Raw genomic sequence first — 17,904 nt, forward strand, 5'->3', positions numbered from 1 at the left:
TGTCTTTACTGACGGCCGAGCAGGATCGACGCGTTGACGTCGTTGATGTCGCGCTTGCCGCAGAGCGCCATGGTGACATCCATTTCCTTGCGCAGAATATTGAGGGCAAGCGTCACGCCCTCCTTACCCATGGCACCGAGGCCGTAGAGGAAGGGGCGGCCGATATAGGTGCCCTTGGCGCCGAGGGCGATTGCCTTCAGCACGTCCTGTCCCGAGCGAATGCCGCCGTCCAGATGCACCTCGATCTTGTGGCCGACGGCATTGACGATCGGCTCCAGCATGCTGATCGAGGAGGGGGCGCCGTCGAGCTGGCGACCGCCATGGTTGGAGACGATGATGGCGTCGGCGCCGGTTTCGGCTGCCGCCTTGGCGTCCTCGACGTCGCAGATGCCCTTGATGATCAGCGGGCCGCCCCATTGTTGCTTGATCCAGGCGACGTCGGCCCAAGAAAGCTGCGGGTCGAACTGCTCGGCGGTCCAGGAGGAGAGCGAGGAGAGATCGGAAACGCTCTTGGCGTGGCCGACGATGTTGCCGAAAGTGCGGCGCTTGGTCTGCAGCATGTCGAGGCACCAGAAGGGGCGCGTCGCCATCTGCCAGATGTGTTTCGGCGTGAACTTCGGTGGTGCGGAAAGGCCGTTGCGCAGGTCCTTGTGGCGCTGGCCGAGGATCTGCAGGTCGGCGGTCAGCACGAGGGCAGAGCACTTTGCCGCCTTCGCACGATTGATCAGGTTGAGCACGAAGTCCTTGTCGCGCATCACGTAGAGCTGAAACCAGAAGGGCTTAGTCGTAACCGAAGCGACATCTTCGATCGAGCAGATGCTCATCGTCGACAGCGTGAAGGGAACGCCGAATTCCTCGGCGGCACGGGCCGCCAGCATTTCACCGTCGGCGTGCTGCATGCCGGTCATGCCGGTCGGCGCAAGCGCCACCGGCATCGCCACCTTCTGGCCGATCATCGTCGTCTCCAGCGTCCGGTTCGTCATGTCGACGAGCACGCGCTGGCGCAGCTTGATCTTGGCAAAATCGCTCTCGTTCGCCTGGTAGGTCGACTCCGTCCAGGCACCGGAATCCGCATAGTCGAAAAACATCTTCGGGACGCGGCGCTGGGCGAGGCTTTTCAGGTCGGCGATCGTGAGAGGCGTGGCCATGGATAAGACTTTCACATCTGAATAATGCCATGGCCCTTAACATGATTTCCGAGGCTTTGTGTATCTCTTTCGTCGCCTACGGAACAAGAATAAGGCTGCCTGCGGCACGCCCTTCTTCGAGGAATTGCTGGGCTTCTGCTGCCTCCTCCAGAGCGTATTTGCGGGCGATCGTTGCGGTGATGCCGGAGGCCAGCATTTTGACCACTGCTTCGGCTGCGCTCAGATAGTCCGCAGTATCCGTGATGTAGGCCATGATGCTCGGATGCGTCAGCCATTTCCCGGGGCGAAGCTCGTCGACCGAGACAGGCGGGATCGGCCCGCCGGCCTGTCCAATCGTTGCGACGACCCCGAAGGGACGGACGCATTGGATGGATTTTGCGAGCATGCCGGCGCCGATGCCGTCATAGGCAACATCGACCCCGCGATTGCCGGTCAGCGCCTTCGCGGTGGCGACGACATCTGCGTCGCGGCCGACGATCACGTGATCGGCGCCATAGCCACGGGCGAGATCAGCCTTTTCCTCCGAGCTTACGGTTGCGATCACCGTTGCGCCGAGGTGCTTGGCCCATCGCACGAGAATACTTCCAAGCCCGCCGGCGGCGGCATGGACAAGCACGGTGGTTCCCGGCTCGACGCGGTAGGTCTTCGTCAACAGCATATAGGCCGTCAGTCCCTTCAGCATGGATGCGGCTGCGACGTTCGAAGGCACGCTATCGGGCAGGCGAACGGCGCGGGCTGCCGGCAAGAGCCGTGTTGCGGCATAGGCGCCGACTGGCGCGCCGGCATAGGTGATGCGATCGCCGGGCTTCAGATCCGTGACTAGGCTGCCAACAGCCTCCACGGTGCCGGCGCCTTCGACGCCGAGCACGGCGGGATAGGCCGGCAAAGCGTAGAGCCCGCGCCGGTGGTAGATATCGAGGAAATTCATCCCGATCGCGTTGTGGCGTATCCGGATCTCGGTTGCGCCGGGTTCTTGCGGCGCTTGTTCCCAAACCTGCAATTGCTCGATGCCACCCGGCGCGAGAAGTGTAACGACCTTGTCCATGAAAAGTGCACTCCGATTGCTGTTGCAGTCAGCATCGCGCATGGCATAATGATCGAAAATTCCCTATTATTTATCATTGAATGGGAAAAAATAAACAATGATCGATTGGGAAAGCCTTCGCTACTTTGCGGCTTTGGCTCGCGCCGGAACCTTGCTCGGGGCCGCTCGCGCCCTTGGAGTGGAGCATGCGACGGTTGCCCGCCGGGTTGCCGGGCTCGAGGAACAGATGGGTGTGAAGCTGGTGGATCGGCGTGGCCGCCGCATCGTGCTGACGCCGGAGGGTGGGCGGATCGCGGGAATGGCGGAGCGTATGGGGCAGGAGGCGCTTGCCATCGAACGGCTGGGGCTTGCGGCCGGCGCAACGCTTGCCGGCGAGGTCCGGATCAGCGCGCCACCGACACTCGCCGCCGCAATGATGCCGGCAACGCTTGTTGCTTTGCGAGCCCGCCACCCCGATATCGGCATCACGATCGTTGGCGAGACGCGCTACGCCTCGCTCGACAGGCGGGAGGCGGATATTGCGGTTCGCATGACAAAGCCGGAGCAGGGCAACTTCGTCATCAGCAAGCTTGGAGATGTCGCCTTCGGCCTTTATGCCACGGCTACCTATCTGGCCGCGACGCCGAAGGAGCAGAGAACCTTTATCGCCTATGACGAAACGATGGCGAGCGCGCCGCAATCGATGCGGCTTGCCGAGGCGACTGAGGGGAGGAAGGTGACGCTCAGGGCAACGACGCTGGAATTCCAGCTGGCGGCGGCGCGCGCCGGCGGCGGCATCGCCATGCTGCCGAATTTCATGCTGGCCGAGCTTGACGACTTGGTCGAGGCGATTCCTCAGCGGCAGCCGCTGACGCGTGAACTCTGGCTGGTCGTGCATGCCGACATCCGTAATGTGCCGATCATCCGGGTTGTCATGGACGCGCTGAAGTCGATTGCGTGGTCGAAATAGCGGCCGCCAGCGTTATCCTGGACGATAGCGCAGGTAGACGACGTCGCCTTGGAGTTGCTCGACCGAAACAAGCTGCAGGCTCGTTGCCGGCTCGGCGGCGCGGTCGAAGGTCATCGGCATGTTCACGCTGCCGTCGGCAACAGGCAGGATCAGCAGGCTGATCTCGTCGATGAGCCCTGCGGAAGCTGCCGTTGATACCGCCACCGCCTTCGAGCAAGAGCCGGTCAGTGCCGAAGTCGGCACGGATGCGTTCAAGCGCCAGAGCAAGATCGATCTCATGCCGACCGGCAAAGAGATAGGAGATACCGTCGCGGCGCAGTTCCGCTAGATGGTTGTCCGGCACCGTCTCCGGCAGGATCATCACGATCGGATCGCCGTTGATCGTGTCGATGTTCATATGCAGCCTGGCACCCTGATCGACGGCAACGGCGTAGTGACCTTTTCCAGCCCCTGGTGCTTTCCAGGTCGTGCGAGGGAAAACCTCGCCAGCTTCAACAGGGCGGGGATCGCCTTCCGCGAATTCGGCCATGGTCACGCGTCCGACGATCCAGGCATCACCTCTCATCTGCTGGTGCAGGCGTTCATAGATCGCGGTGAAGGCGGCAGTCATCTCCTTCGGCCATTGCGACGTCACGATCCGGCCGTCGATGCTCGATCCCATATGCAGGATGACGTAAGGCTTCACGTGGTCCTCCGATCCCGGTAGGTGGCGAAAGGCGGCCGGAGCGTCGCCCTCGATGTCAATATTCCTGCTTTGTCGGCCTGAACAGGATTTCGTTCACGTCGACGTCCTCCGGCTGGCTCATTGCGAAGGCCACCATGCTTGCGAAGGAATTGGGGGGGCCGCCATCTCGACGACCTTATCCTTGAACTGTCGGTCATGGCAGATCCTTTCCGTCCGCTTCGCCGCCGCTCAGCGGTCGACTCTCGCCTGCAGATGCGCCGGGTAGCGGTCGCCCTCGACCTTTATGTCGGCGAGTGCGGTCTCGATGGCAGCGAGATCGTCGCTTGTTAGTTGTACCGCGGCGGCGCCGATATTCTCGTCCAAGCGGTGCATCTTCGTCGTGCCGGGGATCGGAACGATCCAGGGCTTGCGGGCCAGCAGCCAGGTAAGAGCGATCTGCGCCGGCGTCGCGTCCTTCTGGCGCGCGATCTCGCTGAGCCGATCGACGAGCGCCTGGTTGGCCTTGCGGGCCTCGGCGGAGAAGCGCGGCACGACGTTACGGAAGTCCTTGCTGTCGAAGGTCGTCGCCTCGTTGATCGCGCCGGTCAGGAAACCTTTCCCGAGTGGGCTGAACGGAACGAAGCCGATGCCGAGCTCCTCGAGCGTCGGCAGGATTTCCTGTTCCGGCTCGCGCCACCACAGCGAATATTCGCTCTGAAGGGCGGCGACGGGCTGCACCGCATGCGCGCGGCGGATCGTCCTGGCGCCCGCCTCGGAGAGGCCGAAATGCTTGACCTTGCCTTCGCGGGGGAGCGCCTGCCTATTTCGAGCGGCGGCCGAAGCCAAAGACGCCGGCCGATCTCACCGACCACAACTGCATCAATCTACGCCTGCCGACCTACGGCGGGGTTTATGCCTGGGAATTCGGGAAGGACGGGCGCGAAGTGAAGGTGCGCGTGGAGGGGCAACTGGTGTTCAACAATGCCCAGCTGCGGTTGAATGCTGCGCTTTCAGGACTTGGCCTGGCCTTTGTGCCAGAAGCACTGGTGCGACAGCCTCTGTCCGATGGACGGCTTGTCCGCGTGCTTGAGGATTGGTGTGCGCCTTTCCCCCGGATACCACCTCTATTATCCGAGCCGCCGGCAAACATCGCCGGCTTTCGCCCTGCTCGTGAACGCGCTTCGCTACCGGGCGTGAGACGTGCTACGTCTGCCCGCCGTCTGCGGGCGACCTGTCGCCGCGGAACCTCACATCGCACTCTTGGCCGCAACGCCCGCCACGTAAGTCTCGACGATCGCGCGGTCGTCGCCCATGGTTTGCAGCAGGAACAGTTCTTCCGGCAGCGTCTTCACGACCTCCATCTTCAGCGCCATGGCAGGCGTTGCGGCGGCGTTGAGGACAACGATATCGGCGTCCGAGCCGACATCAAGCGTGCCGATCCGATCGGCGAGCGAGAGCGACCGGGCGTTGCCGAGCGTCATGTGGTAGTAGCTTTCCAGTGGGTTCAGGCGCTCGCCAAGCAGCTGCTGGATCTTGTAGGCCTCGTCCATCGTGCGCAGCATGGAATAGCTTGAGCCGCCGCCGATATCGGTGGCGACGCCGATGCGTACCGGTTTTTCGCGGCGGGCGAGCGCCTTCAGCGGGAACAGGCCAGAGCCGAGGAAGAGGTTCGAGGTCGGGCAATGGACCGCGACCGAGCCTGCCTCGCTCATTGCATCCGCCTCGCGATCCGAGAGATGGATGCAGTGGCCGAAGAGCGTCTTGTCGCCGAGCAGGCCGTAGCGTGCGTAAATATCGGTGTAGTCGATCGCCTCGGGATAAAGCTCGCAGGTGAATTTGATTTCGTCGTGGTTTTCCGACAGATGCGTCTGGATGTGCAGGTCGGGAAATTCGCGGGCAAGCGCCTGCGTGGCCTCCATCTGCGCCGGCGTCGAGGTAATCGCGAAGCGCGGGGTGATCGCGACGTGGTTGCGACCCTTGCGGTGCCATTGCGCGATAATCTGGCGGGTTTCGTCGTAGCCCATCTGAGGCGTATCGAGCAGGCCCTGCGGGGCGTTGCGGTCCATCATCACCTTGCCGCCGACCATGCGCATGTTGCGCCTCAACGCCTCAGCGAAGAAGGCATCGGCTGAGGTCTTGTGGACGGAACAATAGGCGACCGCCGTCGTCGTCCCATGACGCACGAGCTCGTCGTAGAAATGCGTGGCGATACGTGCGGCATGGGCGCTTTCGACGAAACGGCATTCCTCCGGGAAGGTATAGGTATTCAGCCATTCCAGCAGGTTTGCAGCATAAGAGGCGATCACCTGCATTTGCGGGAAATGCAGGTGCATGTCGATAAAGCCCGGCATGATCAGATGCGGACGATGATCGACGGTCACGGCATTAGCGGGGGCTTGCGCGCTCACCGTGTCATAGGCGCCGCAGGCGACGATCAGACCGTCCTTGATCAAGAGGGCACCGTCGCTTTCGTAGAGGTAGCTTCCGCTATCGCCGAGGTCTTGCGGGGCACGCAGGAAGGAGAGGAGGCGGCCGCGGAGAAGGGTGTGTGTCATGGCTTTCTGCCTCTCGATTGTCTTGTTGCGCGGCTTTCGCGTCAGGGCGCCGGCTGGGCGGCGATGGACGCCGGCGTGGCGGCGCAGCCGTACATGGTCTTGTCTGCGAACACCAGAACCGCGTTCATCGCGTAGTGGCGATCGGACATGCCGTCCGAGCAATCCCCTTTGGTCAGCGTCAGCTTGAACGGTGTCGGTCCATCGGCGACTGTCCACGTGGCACGATCGTTCTCGATGACTGGACCAGGGTTGGCGCTCTTGACGTCCTCGACGCCCGGACGGCTGAACGTGAGACCGTCGGCACGGATTTTGATCGCCCAGAAGGGTTCGGTACCGAGCGCGTTGAGGTCACCGGCGAAATCGCCTGCTGTCGGGCTGCTTGCCGTCGCCGTTGCATCCGCACCGCTCTGGCCGCAACCGGTCAGAGCGGAGGCGAGGAGCATGACGCGAAGGGCGGCTGACATCATTCCTGCTTGCCTTCGACTGCGCTTTCGAACCAGGCGACGAGCAGCTTGCGCTCGTCCGGGGTGATATCGGTCACGTTGCCGGGCGGCATGGCGTGGCTGCGGCCCGCCTGTATATAGATCTCCCGGGCGTGAGCGGCAATTTCCGCATCGGTTTCGAGGATGACGTTGTTCGGCGGACGGGCCAGTCCTTCATAGACCGGTTCGGCGGCATGGCACATGGAACAGCGCGTACCGACGAGCTGCTTGACCGCGGGGAAATGTGCATCGCCAGCGAATTGCTGGAAAGCGGGAGCGACGGCCTGCGCATCCTTCTCGCCGGTCAGCACCTTTGGCACGGTCGACAGCCACATGATCAGGATGAAAAGGATGACGGTGACGATCCAGGTCCAGGTCGGCCGTCCCTTGCGCGCATGCGTCGTGTTGAACCAATGACGGATGGTGACGCCCATCAGGAAGACGAGGGCGGCGATCACCCAGTTGTAGGCGGTGCCGAAGGCCAGAGGATAGTGGTTCGACAGCATGAAGAAGATGACGGGCAGCGTCAGGTAGTTGTTGTGGAGCGAGCGCTGCTTGGCAATCGCGCCATACTTCGCATCGGGCGTGCGCCCGGCAATCAGGTCGGCAACGACGATCTTCTGGTTCGGGATGATGATCATGAAGACGTTGGCCGACATGATCGTTGCCGTGAAGGCGCCTAGATGCAGGAAGGCGGCGCGGCCGGTGAAGAGCTGCGTATAGCCCCAGCCCATGAAGACGATCACGGCGTAGAGCACGACCATCAGGCCCCAGGTGTTCTTGCCAAGCGGCGACTTGCACAGCCGGTCGTAAACGATCCAGCCAACGGCCAACGAGGCGAGCGAGATCAGGATCGCCACCGGCGCGCTGATGTCGAGCACATGGCGGTCGATGAGGAAGAGGTCGGCGCCGCCGTAGTAGACGATGCAAAGCATCAGGAAGCCGGAGAGCCAGGTAAAATAGCTTTCGTACTTGAACCAAGTCAGGTGCTCGGGCATCTGTGCGGGTGCCACGAGATACTTCTGGATATGATAGAAGCCGCCGCCATGGACCTGCCATTCCTCGCCATAGGCGCCGGGCGGCAAATGCGGCCGCTTCACCAGGCCGAGGTCGAGTGCAATGAAATAAAAGGACGAGCCGATCCAGGCAATCGCGGTGATGACGTGGAACCAGCGGGCGGCAAAGGCCAGCCATTCCCACGCGATGGCATATTCATACATTGAGTTCCCCTGTTCTTCCTCCGACTCGTCACATTGCAGAAAGTCGTGCCAGGAGGAAAGGGGATTGGCGATCACTCGGAGCTAATGCCGGGAATAACGCAACGCCGATCGTGGTAACGAACTTTTGAAAAGCCCCACGGGGCAGCCTCGCATTCCCGAAGCTCAGAACCTATGGGTGAAGCCAGCCCTGTTCTTTTGATTTCATTCGGCCAGAGATCAAGGCGGCTTTGCCTTGTCTGAAGCATGGGAGCCGGTGATCGACAGGACGGCGCAGCTGATTCGCGCTCCTGTAACCGATTGCCTCGAACCTCGCATCTGTCCTGTCTCGCCCTTCAAACGAAGAACGAAACTTAATCCCGATACGGCTGCAATACACAAACCATATCAATGCCCTTTTCGAGGCTGCTGGTCTTGCGTGTATCGCCGCGCAATCAGATTCTCTGCCCGAAGTTGATGTTGCCTGGCATGCAGCAAGGGCGGCGTAAAAACACCACGCACTAAGCCAACATATCGACGTTTTTTCATCGGATGCTCTCCCGTGCTGGAGATGTCTGCCGGTTGCGGAGAGGCTTGCCAACGGTCGATTGGTGAGCGCCGCGAATGGTGAAACGCCTTTGAAAATGCGGTCCGTCGACGCCGCCCTGCAGCCTGCAAAGTGGCTTGAAATGTAACGGTTCGATTACAGTTTCATTTTGAGGCCGCCGGAATGAGGTGGAAACCGCTTCATTCCGGCGGCGCATTCATCAACGGAGAAGATGCCAATGCGCAGTATTCTTGTGTGTGTGATGATTGCATTCGCGTCCTGCGCTTACGGCCATGACGCGCCTTCGGGTTGGAGTTATGAGCCCTTCTGTTGCAATGGCGATAGCGAAACCGGGGACTGCCAGATGATCCCGCCGAAAAGCGTGGCGATTACCCCCCATGGCTATCGGGTGACGCTGCTGCCGGGCGATCACCGACTTGTCACGCATGCGCATGTCTTCCTGCTTCCCATGGGAAAGGCCATGCGTTCAGGTGACGGCGACTATCATCTTTGCCTGTTCCCGAACGAGGATACGCCGCGTTGCTTCTACGCGCCACAGATGGGCTATTAGCTGCCCTTGATCTCAAAGACGTTCATTTCCTCGAGAATCCAGTTTCGGAATGCCTTGATCTTAGGAACGTTGCGACGGCTCTCCGGATAGGCCAGCCAGTAGTCCCAATCGTTGTCGCTGCAGACGATTGGAAAAGGCTGGATCAGCCGACCTGCGGCAATGTCATCGCGATAGAACGCGGGCGTCAGGATCGCCACGCCTTGTCCCGCAAGAGCAGCGCTCGCCTCGAAGGACTGTGCGCCGAGCCGGCTGCGCGGCCGGCCCGCGAGGTCGGGATTGTGGACACCGGCCGCCTCGAACCATGAAGCCCACCACGAGTCGCCGGCGTCGATCAGTCGCAGTTTGAGGAGATCACTCGGCTGGCGGATGCCGCCGGCGGCGCTAGCGGCAAGTTCGGGGCTCAGCATCGGCGTGAAATCAATCGCCATCAGCCGATGCGACACAAGGCCCGGCCAGTTTCCCTTGCCGCTACGGATCGCGATGTCGGCGGACTCCCGGGCAAAATCGATCAGCGTATCTGATGTGCGCAGGCGTACGGCGGTCGCCGGATACTTGAGATGGAACGAGCCGAGGTGACGTGCCAGCCATTGCGAGGCGAATGTCGGGGTAGAGTGAATAAGCAGCGTTTCCTCGGCAGCGCCCCGAACCGAGGCCATCGCTTCGTGCAACATGGCGAAGGCTTCGGTCACTTTGGGTGCCAGCCGCTCGCCGGCGTCGGTCAGCCTGATGTGGCGTGGGCGCCGCATGAAGAGGGGCTCGCCGATATTCTCCTCCAGCAGCTTCACCTGGTAGCTGACGGCCGTCTGCGTCATGCCGAGCTCCTCGCCGGCCTTGGTAAAACTCCCGAGCCTCGCGACCGCCTCGAAGACCCGCAGCGCGTTCAGGGGAAACTGTTTCGACAGCTTCATGGATAAGCTCTCTTTATGTGTCCAGACGATCGTTCGATTGGAATTGCAGCATTTATTGGCGCAGTCTGCAACCCAACGGATCAAATTGTCGAGGTGATGTTATGGATTGCGCCGCTATCGAACAGGACAGGCAGGCAAGGGCTGCCGGGACTTTCAGTTGGCTGTCCGACCTTGGCCGGAGACTGCTGCGCCGGCTTTCGGGATGGGACAGGCTGGAACTCGAGGGTATGCCGGATCGCGTCAAGCGCGATCTCGGTTTCATGGACGGGCGCGAGCCGCGCTACGACAGGGAGTTCCGGCGGTAGGCCGTGAGGTTGGCGTGGCAGTGCCCCGAGGTGTTGCCACTTTAGCCTATGCCTTCTTCATTCTCTCCACGGCCATCAATACCCGCTCGGGCGTCGCCGGCGCATCGAGCCGCGGGCAGAGCTTGTAGTTGGCAACGCTGGCGACCGCCATCGAAAGCGCCTCGAGCACCGAAATCGCCAGCATGAAAGGTGGCTCGCCCACCGCCTTGGATCGGCCGATCGTATGCTCGGCATTCTCCGACCACTCGGCCAGCCGGACGTTGAAAATCTTCGGCCGATCGGAGGCGAGGGGGATCTTGTAGGTCGAGGGGGCGTGCGTGCGCAGCCGGCCCTTGTCGTCCCACCAGAGTTCTTCCGTGGTCAGCCAGCCCATGCCCTGCACGAAGGCGCCCTCGACCTGGCCGATATCGATCGCCGGGTTCAGCGAACGGCCGACATCGTGCAGGATATCGGTGCGTTCGATCATGTATTCGCCTGTCAGCGTATCAATCGATACCTCCGAGCAGGCCGCGCCATAGGAATAATAGTAGAACGGCGTGCCGCGGCCGGCGGCCCTGTCCCAGTGGATCTTCGGGGTCTTGTAGAACCCGGCAGCGGAAAGCTGCACACGGGCGAAGTAGGCCTGCTTGACGAAGTCGGGGAAGGGGAACTCCTTGTCGCCAACCCGCACGCGGTTCGGCAGGAAGACTACGTCCGTCGGAGGTACAGCCCATTTTTCGGCGGCAAAGGCGACCAGCCGTTCCTTGATCTGGCGGGCGGCATCGCAGGCGGCCATGCCGTTCAGATCCGATCCGGACGATGCCGCCGTGGCCGAGGTGTTCGGCACCTTGCCTGTTGTCGTTGCCGTGATCTTTATCCGCTCGATGTCCACCTGGAAGCTGTCGGCCAGCACCTGCGCCACCTTCGTGTAGAGGCCCTGGCCCATCTCGGTGCCGCCATGGTTCAGATGGATCGAGCCATCCTGATAGACGTGAACGAGGGCGCCAGCCTGGTTAAAGGCCGTCATGGTGAAGGAGATGCCGAACTTCACCGGCGTCAGTGCAATGCCCTTTCGGATGTAGCGGTTGTTGCGGTTGAACGCGACGATTGCGTTGCGGCGCGCCTGATAGTCGGCGCTGTCTTCAAGTTCGTCGACGATCCGGCCGATGATGTTGCCTTCGACCTCCTGATGATAGGGGGTGAGCGTGCGACCGGAGCCGGGCTGTCCGTAAAAGTTCAGCTTGCGGATCTTTAGCGGGTCCTTGCCGAGCGCATAGGCGATTTCCTCGATAAAGCGCTCTCCGCCCAACATGCCCTGTGGGCCGCCGAAGCCACGGAAGGCGGTGTTCGAGACGGTGTGAGTCTTCAGCGGCTTCGATGCTAGGTGAACATGCGGGTAGAAATAGCTGGAATCCGCATGAAACAGCGCGCGGTCCGTGACCGGCCCCGAAAGATCGGAAGAAAAGCCGCAGCGGGCAGCGTAGGTCGCATCGACCGCGTGGATTCGCCCGTCGTCGTCGAAGCCAAGTTCGTAGTCGACAAGGAAGTCATGGCGCTTGCCGGTGGCAGCCATATCCTCGTCGCGGTCGGGCCGGAACTTGATGGCACGCTTCAGCTTTTTGGCGGCAATCGCCGCCAGAGCTGCGAACTGGTTGCCCTGCGTTTCCTTGCCGCCGAAGCCGCCGCCCATGCGGCGCACGTTCACCGTCACCGCGTTCGACGGGATATCGAGGACATGACCGACGATATGCTGGATCTCGCTCGGATGCTGGGTCGATGACCAGACGGTAACCTCGTCGTCTTCGCCGGGGATCGCCATGGCAATATGGCTTTCGAGGTAGAAATGTTCCTGGCCGCCGATCCGCATCTGGCCCTTCAGGCGCCGCGGCGCGTTCTCCATTTCGGTCTTGGCGTCGCCGCGCTGCAGGGTCATCGGCGTGACGACGAGGGGGCTGCCGTTGGCGAGCGCGCCATCGATATCGCTCCAGTGGGGCAGGTCGCGGTACTCGATCTTGGCCTTGCGGGCGGCTCGCCGGGCAATCTCGCGCGTTTCGGCGATGACGGCAAAGATCGGCTGGTTGTGGAATTCGACCTTCTTTTCGGCAAGCAGCGGCTCATCGTGGCTGCCGTTCGAGCTGACATCATTGACGCCGGGAACGTCCTTGCCGGTGAACACCCAGACGACGCCGGGCGTCGCCTTGACCTCGGAAAGATCCATGCTGACGATCTCGGCGTGGGCTCGATCGGACAAGCCGAGCGCGCCATGCAGCAGCCCGGTGGGCTCTGGCAGATCGTCGATGTAGTCGGCAGCTCCGGTAACGTGCTTGTGGGCGGAATCGTGGCTGAGCGCATCGTGCATCGCGCCATTGACGATGAATTTGGGGTCCGCGAAGGTCGACTTGTCCATTACGCAACCTCCTCGAAGCGATGGAGCTCGGCCGGTGCGCCGGAGGTTTCCAAGAAGAAGCGCGTTAAAAGGTTCTTTGCCGTCAGCTGACGATACTCGGCCGTTGCGCGCCAGTCGGTCAGGGGCTGGAAGTCGGCGTCGAACTCTGCGCGCGTCGCCTCGATCGTTGCTTCGTTCCACGGCTTGCCCATGAGGGCGTTTTCGACGTGGCGCGCGCGCTTCGGCGTGGCGGCCATGCCGCCGAAGGCGATGCGGATGTCGTTGACGTCTCCCTGCGTATCCAAGGTCAGATAGAAGGCGCCAAGAACCGCGGTGATGTCCTCGTCACGGCGCTTGCTGATCTTGTAGACGGCGAATTGGGTGTCCTCGGCCGGATAGGGCACGAAGATGCTCTCGACGAATTCGCCGCGGCGGCGATCCTGCTTGCCGTAGTCAATGAAGAAATCCTCGAGACGCAGCATTCGCGTCCCGGCCAGAGAGCGCAGCTTTACGGTTGCGCCAAGGGCAATCAAGGGCGGCGGCGTGTCGCCGATCGGCGAACCATTCGCGATATTGCCGCCGATCGTGCCCATGTTGCGCACCTGATCGCCGCCGATACGGTTGATGAGGCGGCCAAGGGTCGGCACCTTGCGGGCGATGGTCTCGAAGGCGCGGGTGTAGGTGACGCCGGCACCGATGGTGAAGCCGCCGTCGCCAGATGTGATCGACTGCAGGTCTGTCAGGTGGTTTATGAAGACGACAGGGTCCAGGGCGCGCATCTGCTTCGTCACCCACAGGCCAACATCGGTGGCCCCTGCAACAAGAGTGGCGGTGGGCTCTTGCGACAGCACGCGCGCCAGCGCGTCCAGCGAACCCGGCACGACCAGCCGGCCTTCGGCCGTCGTGATCGAGATGGTCTGGCTGTTGCGCATTGCCCAGAGGCGGGAGATGATATCGGAGCGGGTCTTTTCGAGCGGGTCGAAGAGCGCGCTCGGGCGGGTGTGGCTCACCTGCTCGGCGGCCTTCACGATCGGCTCGTAACCGGTGCAGCGACAGAGATTGCCTTGCAGGGCCTTTTCAATGTCGGCGCGGCTCGGCTTGTCGTTGGAAAGCCAGAGGCCATACATCGACATGACGAAACCCGGCGTGCAGAAGCCGCACTGCGAGCCGTGGCAATCGACCAAGGCCTGCTGCACCGGATGCAGCGTTCCATCCCTGGCCGCCAGATGCTCCACCGTGACGACATGGGTGGCGTTGAGCGACCCCATGAAGCGGATGCAGGCATTGACGGACTCATAGTGCAGCTTGCCGTCGATCAGCCGTCCGACAAGGACGGTGCAAGCGCCGCAATCTCCTTCCGCGCATCCTTCCTTCGTGCCGGTCAGCCGGCGCTTCAACCGGAGATAATCGAGAAGCGTCTCGGTCGGCCGGACATCGCCAAGCGTGACGTCCTCGCCATTCAGGATGAAGCGGATGCTGTCGTTCATGTGGTTCCCTGGTTTTTATGCTTATCTTGAATGGTTATGCCGCGGTCCAGCCACCGTCAATCGAGATGTGGGTACCCGTCACCTGCCGGGCTTCGTCGCTTGCGAGGTAGAGAGCCAGCGCGCCAATCTCCTCCGCCTTGACGAATTCATGCGTCGGCTGGGCCTTGAGGATCACTTCGGTCTTGACCTGCTCCTCGGTCATGCCGCGTGCCTTGGCCGTATCCGGTATCTGCTTCTCGACGAGGGGCGTCAGCACGTAGCCCGGGCAGATCGCGTTCACGGTCACGCCAAATTCGGCAAGCTCCAGTGCCGCCGTCTTCGTCAGGCCCAATATACCATGCTTTGCCGCCACATAGGCGGATTTGAACGGCGAGGCGACCAAGCCGTGCGCGGAGGCGATGTTGATGATCCGCCCTTGGCTTTTCGCCTTCATCAGCGGAATGGCCGCCCGCATGGTGTGGAACGAGCTGGACAGATTGATCGCAATGATCTGGTCCCACTTTTCGATCGGGAAATCCTCGATCTTTTCCACATGCTGAATGCCCGCATTGTTGACCAGCACATCGACGCTGCCGAAGGTCTTGGCGGCTGTTTCGATCAGATCCGCGATTTCGGCCGGCTTTGTCATGTCTGCCGGATGGTGGGTCACCTTCGCCTTCGAGGCGGATTCAAGTTTCTCGACGATCGCCTTGATTTCCTCGGGCTTTCCAAAGCCGTTGATGACGACGTTGTCGCCCTTGCCGGCAAAGGCTGTTGCGATCGCAAGCCCGATGCCGCTGGTGGATCCGGTGACGACGACTGTTCTTGCCATGCTCTTCTCCTAAAGCCGTTTTGCGACGCAATAGAGCTGAGGTTATGCGCAAAGCATCTCTTGTGGCAATTGCGATCACGGCAAATCTCTTGTGTCGAAGAGGCGGTGAGGTTCTTTCCTCGCCCGCCGTCCTGTCCTATTGATTTTTCCCGATAATCACGATCTTGGGGAGGACTGGCATGAGCGGATATGTTCTGGCGATCGATCAGGGGACGACCTCGACGCGGGCGATCGTTTTCGACGGCGAGATGAAGATCGCCGGTGCGGGCCAGAAGGAATTCCGTCAGATCTACCCTCAATCCGGTTGGGTCGAGCACGATCCGGAGGAAATCTGGGATTCCGTGGTCTCGACCATCAAGATGGCGATCCGCGAGGCGAGGATCGAGGCAAAGGACATTGCGGCGCTCGGCATTACCAACCAGCGCGAGACCGTGCTCGTCTGGGAGCGCGACAGCGGCAAGCCGATCCACAACGCGATCGTCTGGCAGGACCGCCGCACGGCAAGCTATTGCGACAAGCTTAAGAGGCAGGATCTCGAAAAGACCTTCACCAGGAAGACCGGCCTTCTCCTCGATCCATATTTCTCCGGCACCAAGCTCTCGTGGCTGCTTGCCAACGTCAAGGGCGCGCGGGCGCGTGCCGCCAAGGGGGAGTTATGCTTCGGGACCGTCGATGCTTTCCTGATCTGGCGGCTGACCGGCGGCAAGGTGTTTGCGAGCGATGCGACGAACGCTTCCCGCACGCTGATGTACAACATTGCCGACAACAAGTGGGACGCGGATCTCCTCGATATCCTGCGTGTTCCCGCAGCGATGCTGCCTGAGGTAAAGGATTGTGCCGATGATTTCGGCATTACCGAGAAAGCTATCCTTGGTGCCGAGATCCCGATCCTCGGCGTTGCCGGCGACCAGCATGCCGCGACCATCGGGCAGGCCTGCTTCGAGCCCGGCATGATGAAGTCCACCTACGGCACCGGCTGTTTCGCATTGCTCAACACCGGAAGCGACATTGTTCGTTCGAAGAACCGGTTGCTGACGACCATCGCCTATCGGCTGAACGGCGAGACGACCTATGCGCTCGAAGGCTCGATCTTCATCGCGGGTGCTGCCGTGCAATGGCTTCGCGACGGGCTCGGCATCATCGATACGGCCTCGCGCACGGGGGAACTTGCCGATGCCGCCGACCCGACGCAGGAGGTCTATCTGGTTCCCGCCTTCACCGGGCTTGGCGCGCCGCATTGGGATGCGAATGCGCGCGGGGCGATTTTCGGCCTGACGCGCAACAGCGGCCCGAAGGAATTCGCCCGCGCCGCGCTCGAAGCGGTCTGCTATCAGTCCCGCGATCTGCTCGACGCCATGCACAAAGATTGGAAGGGCGGTGTGGAGAGCACCGTCCTTCGCGTCGATGGCGGCATGGTCGCTTCCGATTGGACGATGCAGCGGCTTGCCGACATTCTCGATGCGCCCGTCGACCGGCCAGTCATCCTCGAGACCACGGCGCTTGGCGCTGCCTGGCTTGCCGGCAGCCGGGCCGGTGTCTGGCCGGACCGCGTAGGCTTTGCCAAGAGCTGGAAGCGCGACCGCCGTTTTGAACCCGACATGGACGAGAAGACGCGCGCCGCAAAGCTCAAGGGGTGGCGTAGCGCCGTCAAGCGCACGCTCGCCGATGTGTGACGCGCGCAAGGCGGCAGGCAGGCGGAACGGCGCTCATTCGTGTCTCGGATGTGAGGCGTGAGATTGCAGAGCAATTCCGGCCAGGCGGCTTGATGGCGCCGACGTGGACGCCACGGGATGATACGACGGCTTTTCCATCGCCAACCAAAACAGGATTTGGGGCAATGACGGGTTGAGATGGCAGCCAGCAATGGTTATGTGCTGCCAATCGCAAGCGGACTTCCGCAAACAACAAGGCGCATCCTGGCATGAATCCAGATTTCCTCGTCACCCATTCCGGTGGCTTCCATGCCGATGAAGTGCTGTCGAGCGTCATCCTGACCCGTCTTTTCCCGCAGGCTCGTGTGATCCGCAGCAGGGCGCCGGAGTGGATCACGCCGGGCGCCGACCGCATCATCTATGACGTCGGGGGTGCATATGACGCCTTAAAGGGCATCTTCGACCACCATCAGCGTGGCGCGCCGCTGCGAGAGGACGGGCAGCCCTACAGCTCGTTTGGGCTGATCTGGAAGCACTACGGCCGCGACTACCTGGTTGCCACCGGCGTTCCCGAAGCCCACGTCGAGGCATTGCATACCTCGTTCGATCTCGCTTTCGTGCTGCCGATCGATCTCACGGACAATGGTGCGCTCAGCCCGTCAGGGCCGATCGCCGGTCTGACGCTGCCGGCCTTGCTGGAAACCTTGAAGCCGGTTTTCGACGATACCGATCCGGATGCCGATGATCGCAAATTTCAAGATGCCGTGGCCATCGCCCGCAGCTTTGTCGAGGCGAAGATCGCCCAAAGCGCTGCCAAATTGCGGGCCGAAGCGCTCGTCCTTCAAGCCATAGAACGTACCGGGCAAGGGCGTGTTCTCGAACTTCCGACGGGAATGCCTTTCCGTCCCGCCATCGTGAAGGTGCGCGCCGATCACCTGCTCTTTGTCGTTCATCCGCGAGAAAGGGATTGGTGCGTCACCGGCATCCGCCGCGGGGATGAGGGGTTCGAACTTCGGGCGGATCTGCCGGCTGCCTGGGCAGGCCTGACCAATCACGATCTGGAGGCGGTCTGCGGCGTTCAGGGCGCAACCTTCTGCCACAACGGTCGCTTCGTCGCCGCCGCCAAGACTCGCGAAGCCGCATTGGCGATGGCGCAGCTGGCTGTGCAGGAGGCCCTTGCCGTCGGAGCCGTGAGCTGAGGTAGGCGTAATACTCTTCG

15 protein-coding genes and 4 pseudogenes are annotated in these 17,904 nt (G+C 61.9%); 6 read left to right on the forward strand and 13 right to left on the reverse strand.

Annotated features, from left to right (window positions below):
* Positions 1 to 5: 5 nt before the first annotated feature.
* Both FHX09_RS07590 and FHX09_RS07595 read right to left on the reverse strand, forming a co-directional pair.
* Positions 6 to 1,148: an alpha-hydroxy acid oxidase gene (locus FHX09_RS07590; RefSeq protein WP_184449667.1), complete on the reverse strand. Its 1,143-nt coding sequence runs from the start codon at positions 1,146 to 1,148 to the stop codon at positions 6 to 8.
* A gap of 76 nt (positions 1,149 to 1,224) precedes the next feature.
* Positions 1,225 to 2,193 (reverse strand): quinone oxidoreductase, encoded by a 969-nt coding sequence (locus tag FHX09_RS07595; protein ID WP_183719213.1) that lies wholly within the window; start codon positions 2,191 to 2,193, stop codon positions 1,225 to 1,227.
* Between the two features lie 97 nt (positions 2,194 to 2,290).
* Between FHX09_RS07595 and FHX09_RS07600 the strand changes: the two genes are divergently transcribed.
* Complete coding sequence (locus tag FHX09_RS07600) at positions 2,291 to 3,142, forward strand: LysR family transcriptional regulator (protein WP_184449669.1); 852 nt, start codon at positions 2,291 to 2,293, stop codon at positions 3,140 to 3,142.
* Between the two features lie 12 nt (positions 3,143 to 3,154).
* On the opposite strand, the gene FHX09_RS29750 is transcribed toward FHX09_RS07600, so the two are convergent.
* The 4 genes and pseudogenes from FHX09_RS29750 to FHX09_RS07610 form a co-directional block, all read right to left on the reverse strand.
* On the reverse strand, positions 3,155 to 3,421 hold the full coding sequence (locus tag FHX09_RS29750; RefSeq protein ID WP_246699411.1) for a dihydrofolate reductase family protein: 267 nt from the start codon (positions 3,419 to 3,421) through the stop codon (positions 3,155 to 3,157).
* Positions 3,375 to 3,803, reverse strand: a pseudogene (locus FHX09_RS07605) (pyrimidine reductase); the annotation flags it as partial. The gene FHX09_RS29750 and the pseudogene FHX09_RS07605, both read right to left, overlap by 47 nt.
* Positions 3,804 to 3,882: 79 nt before the next feature.
* Positions 3,883 to 3,984: pseudogene (locus tag FHX09_RS29755) on the reverse strand (oxidoreductase); the annotation flags it as partial.
* A gap of 71 nt (positions 3,985 to 4,055) precedes the next feature.
* Positions 4,056 to 4,625: pseudogene (locus tag FHX09_RS07610) on the reverse strand (aldo/keto reductase); the annotation flags it as partial.
* On the opposite strand from FHX09_RS07610, the pseudogene FHX09_RS07615 reads away from it, so the two are divergent.
* Positions 4,616 to 5,003: pseudogene (locus FHX09_RS07615) on the forward strand (LysR substrate-binding domain-containing protein); the annotation flags it as partial. The pseudogenes FHX09_RS07610 and FHX09_RS07615 overlap by 10 nt on opposite strands.
* 50 nt (positions 5,004 to 5,053) lie before the next feature.
* Here FHX09_RS07615 and guaD read toward each other — a convergent pair.
* The 3 genes from guaD to puuD are packed head-to-tail and all read right to left on the reverse strand — an operon-like array spanning position 5,054 to position 8,063.
* Entirely contained in the window at positions 5,054 to 6,361 is a 1,308-nt protein-coding gene (gene guaD / locus FHX09_RS07620) for a guanine deaminase (RefSeq protein WP_132588841.1), read from the reverse strand.
* Positions 6,362 to 6,402: 41 nt separating this feature from the next.
* Positions 6,403 to 6,828, reverse strand: a complete 426-nt coding sequence (locus FHX09_RS07625; protein ID WP_037082019.1) for a membrane protein — start codon at positions 6,826 to 6,828, stop codon at positions 6,403 to 6,405.
* Complete coding sequence (puuD, locus tag FHX09_RS07630; RefSeq protein ID WP_007789789.1) at positions 6,825 to 8,063, reverse strand: urate hydroxylase PuuD; 1,239 nt, start codon at positions 8,061 to 8,063, stop codon at positions 6,825 to 6,827. Before puuD ends, FHX09_RS07625 begins: the two co-directional genes overlap by 4 nt.
* A gap of 761 nt (positions 8,064 to 8,824) precedes the next feature.
* On the opposite strand from puuD, the gene FHX09_RS07635 reads away from it, so the two are divergent.
* Entirely contained in the window at positions 8,825 to 9,157 is a 333-nt protein-coding gene (locus FHX09_RS07635; RefSeq protein ID WP_007789791.1) for a hypothetical protein, read from the forward strand.
* Here FHX09_RS07635 and FHX09_RS07640 read toward each other — a convergent pair.
* Complete coding sequence (locus FHX09_RS07640; RefSeq protein ID WP_132588840.1) at positions 9,154 to 10,065, reverse strand: LysR substrate-binding domain-containing protein; 912 nt, start codon at positions 10,063 to 10,065, stop codon at positions 9,154 to 9,156. The genes FHX09_RS07635 and FHX09_RS07640 overlap by 4 nt on opposite strands.
* Before the next feature lie 101 nt (positions 10,066 to 10,166).
* Between FHX09_RS07640 and FHX09_RS07645 the strand changes: the two genes are divergently transcribed.
* Positions 10,167 to 10,370 (forward strand): hypothetical protein, encoded by a 204-nt coding sequence (locus FHX09_RS07645; protein WP_132588839.1) that lies wholly within the window; start codon positions 10,167 to 10,169, stop codon positions 10,368 to 10,370.
* 46 nt (positions 10,371 to 10,416) lie between these two features.
* On the opposite strand, the gene xdhB is transcribed toward FHX09_RS07645, so the two are convergent.
* The 3 genes from xdhB to FHX09_RS07660 are packed head-to-tail and all read right to left on the reverse strand — an operon-like array spanning position 10,417 to position 15,033.
* Positions 10,417 to 12,756: a xanthine dehydrogenase molybdopterin binding subunit gene (gene xdhB / locus FHX09_RS07650; RefSeq protein WP_183719219.1), complete on the reverse strand. Its 2,340-nt coding sequence runs from the start codon at positions 12,754 to 12,756 to the stop codon at positions 10,417 to 10,419.
* Entirely contained in the window at positions 12,756 to 14,222 is a 1,467-nt protein-coding gene (gene xdhA, locus FHX09_RS07655) for a xanthine dehydrogenase small subunit (RefSeq protein ID WP_184449671.1), read from the reverse strand. Before xdhA ends, xdhB begins: the two co-directional genes overlap by 1 nt.
* A gap of 34 nt (positions 14,223 to 14,256) precedes the next feature.
* Positions 14,257 to 15,033, reverse strand: coding sequence for a 3-hydroxybutyrate dehydrogenase (locus FHX09_RS07660; RefSeq protein ID WP_184449673.1), 777 nt, complete (start codon positions 15,031 to 15,033; stop codon positions 14,257 to 14,259).
* Positions 15,034 to 15,212: 179 nt separating this feature from the next.
* On the opposite strand from FHX09_RS07660, the gene glpK reads away from it, so the two are divergent.
* Together glpK and FHX09_RS07670 are read left to right on the forward strand one after the other, a co-directional pair.
* Entirely contained in the window at positions 15,213 to 16,706 is a 1,494-nt protein-coding gene (gene glpK, locus FHX09_RS07665) for a glycerol kinase GlpK (RefSeq protein ID WP_132588836.1), read from the forward strand.
* Between the two features lie 248 nt (positions 16,707 to 16,954).
* A complete protein-coding gene (locus FHX09_RS07670) occupies positions 16,955 to 17,884 on the forward strand; it encodes an MYG1 family protein (protein WP_132588835.1) in 930 nt (309 codons plus the stop codon).
* Positions 17,885 to 17,904 lie beyond the last annotated feature (20 nt).

The organism is Rhizobium sp. BK538 (genome assembly GCF_014197575.1).
In the GTDB taxonomy this organism is placed as follows: Bacteria; Pseudomonadota; Alphaproteobacteria; order Rhizobiales; family Rhizobiaceae; genus Rhizobium.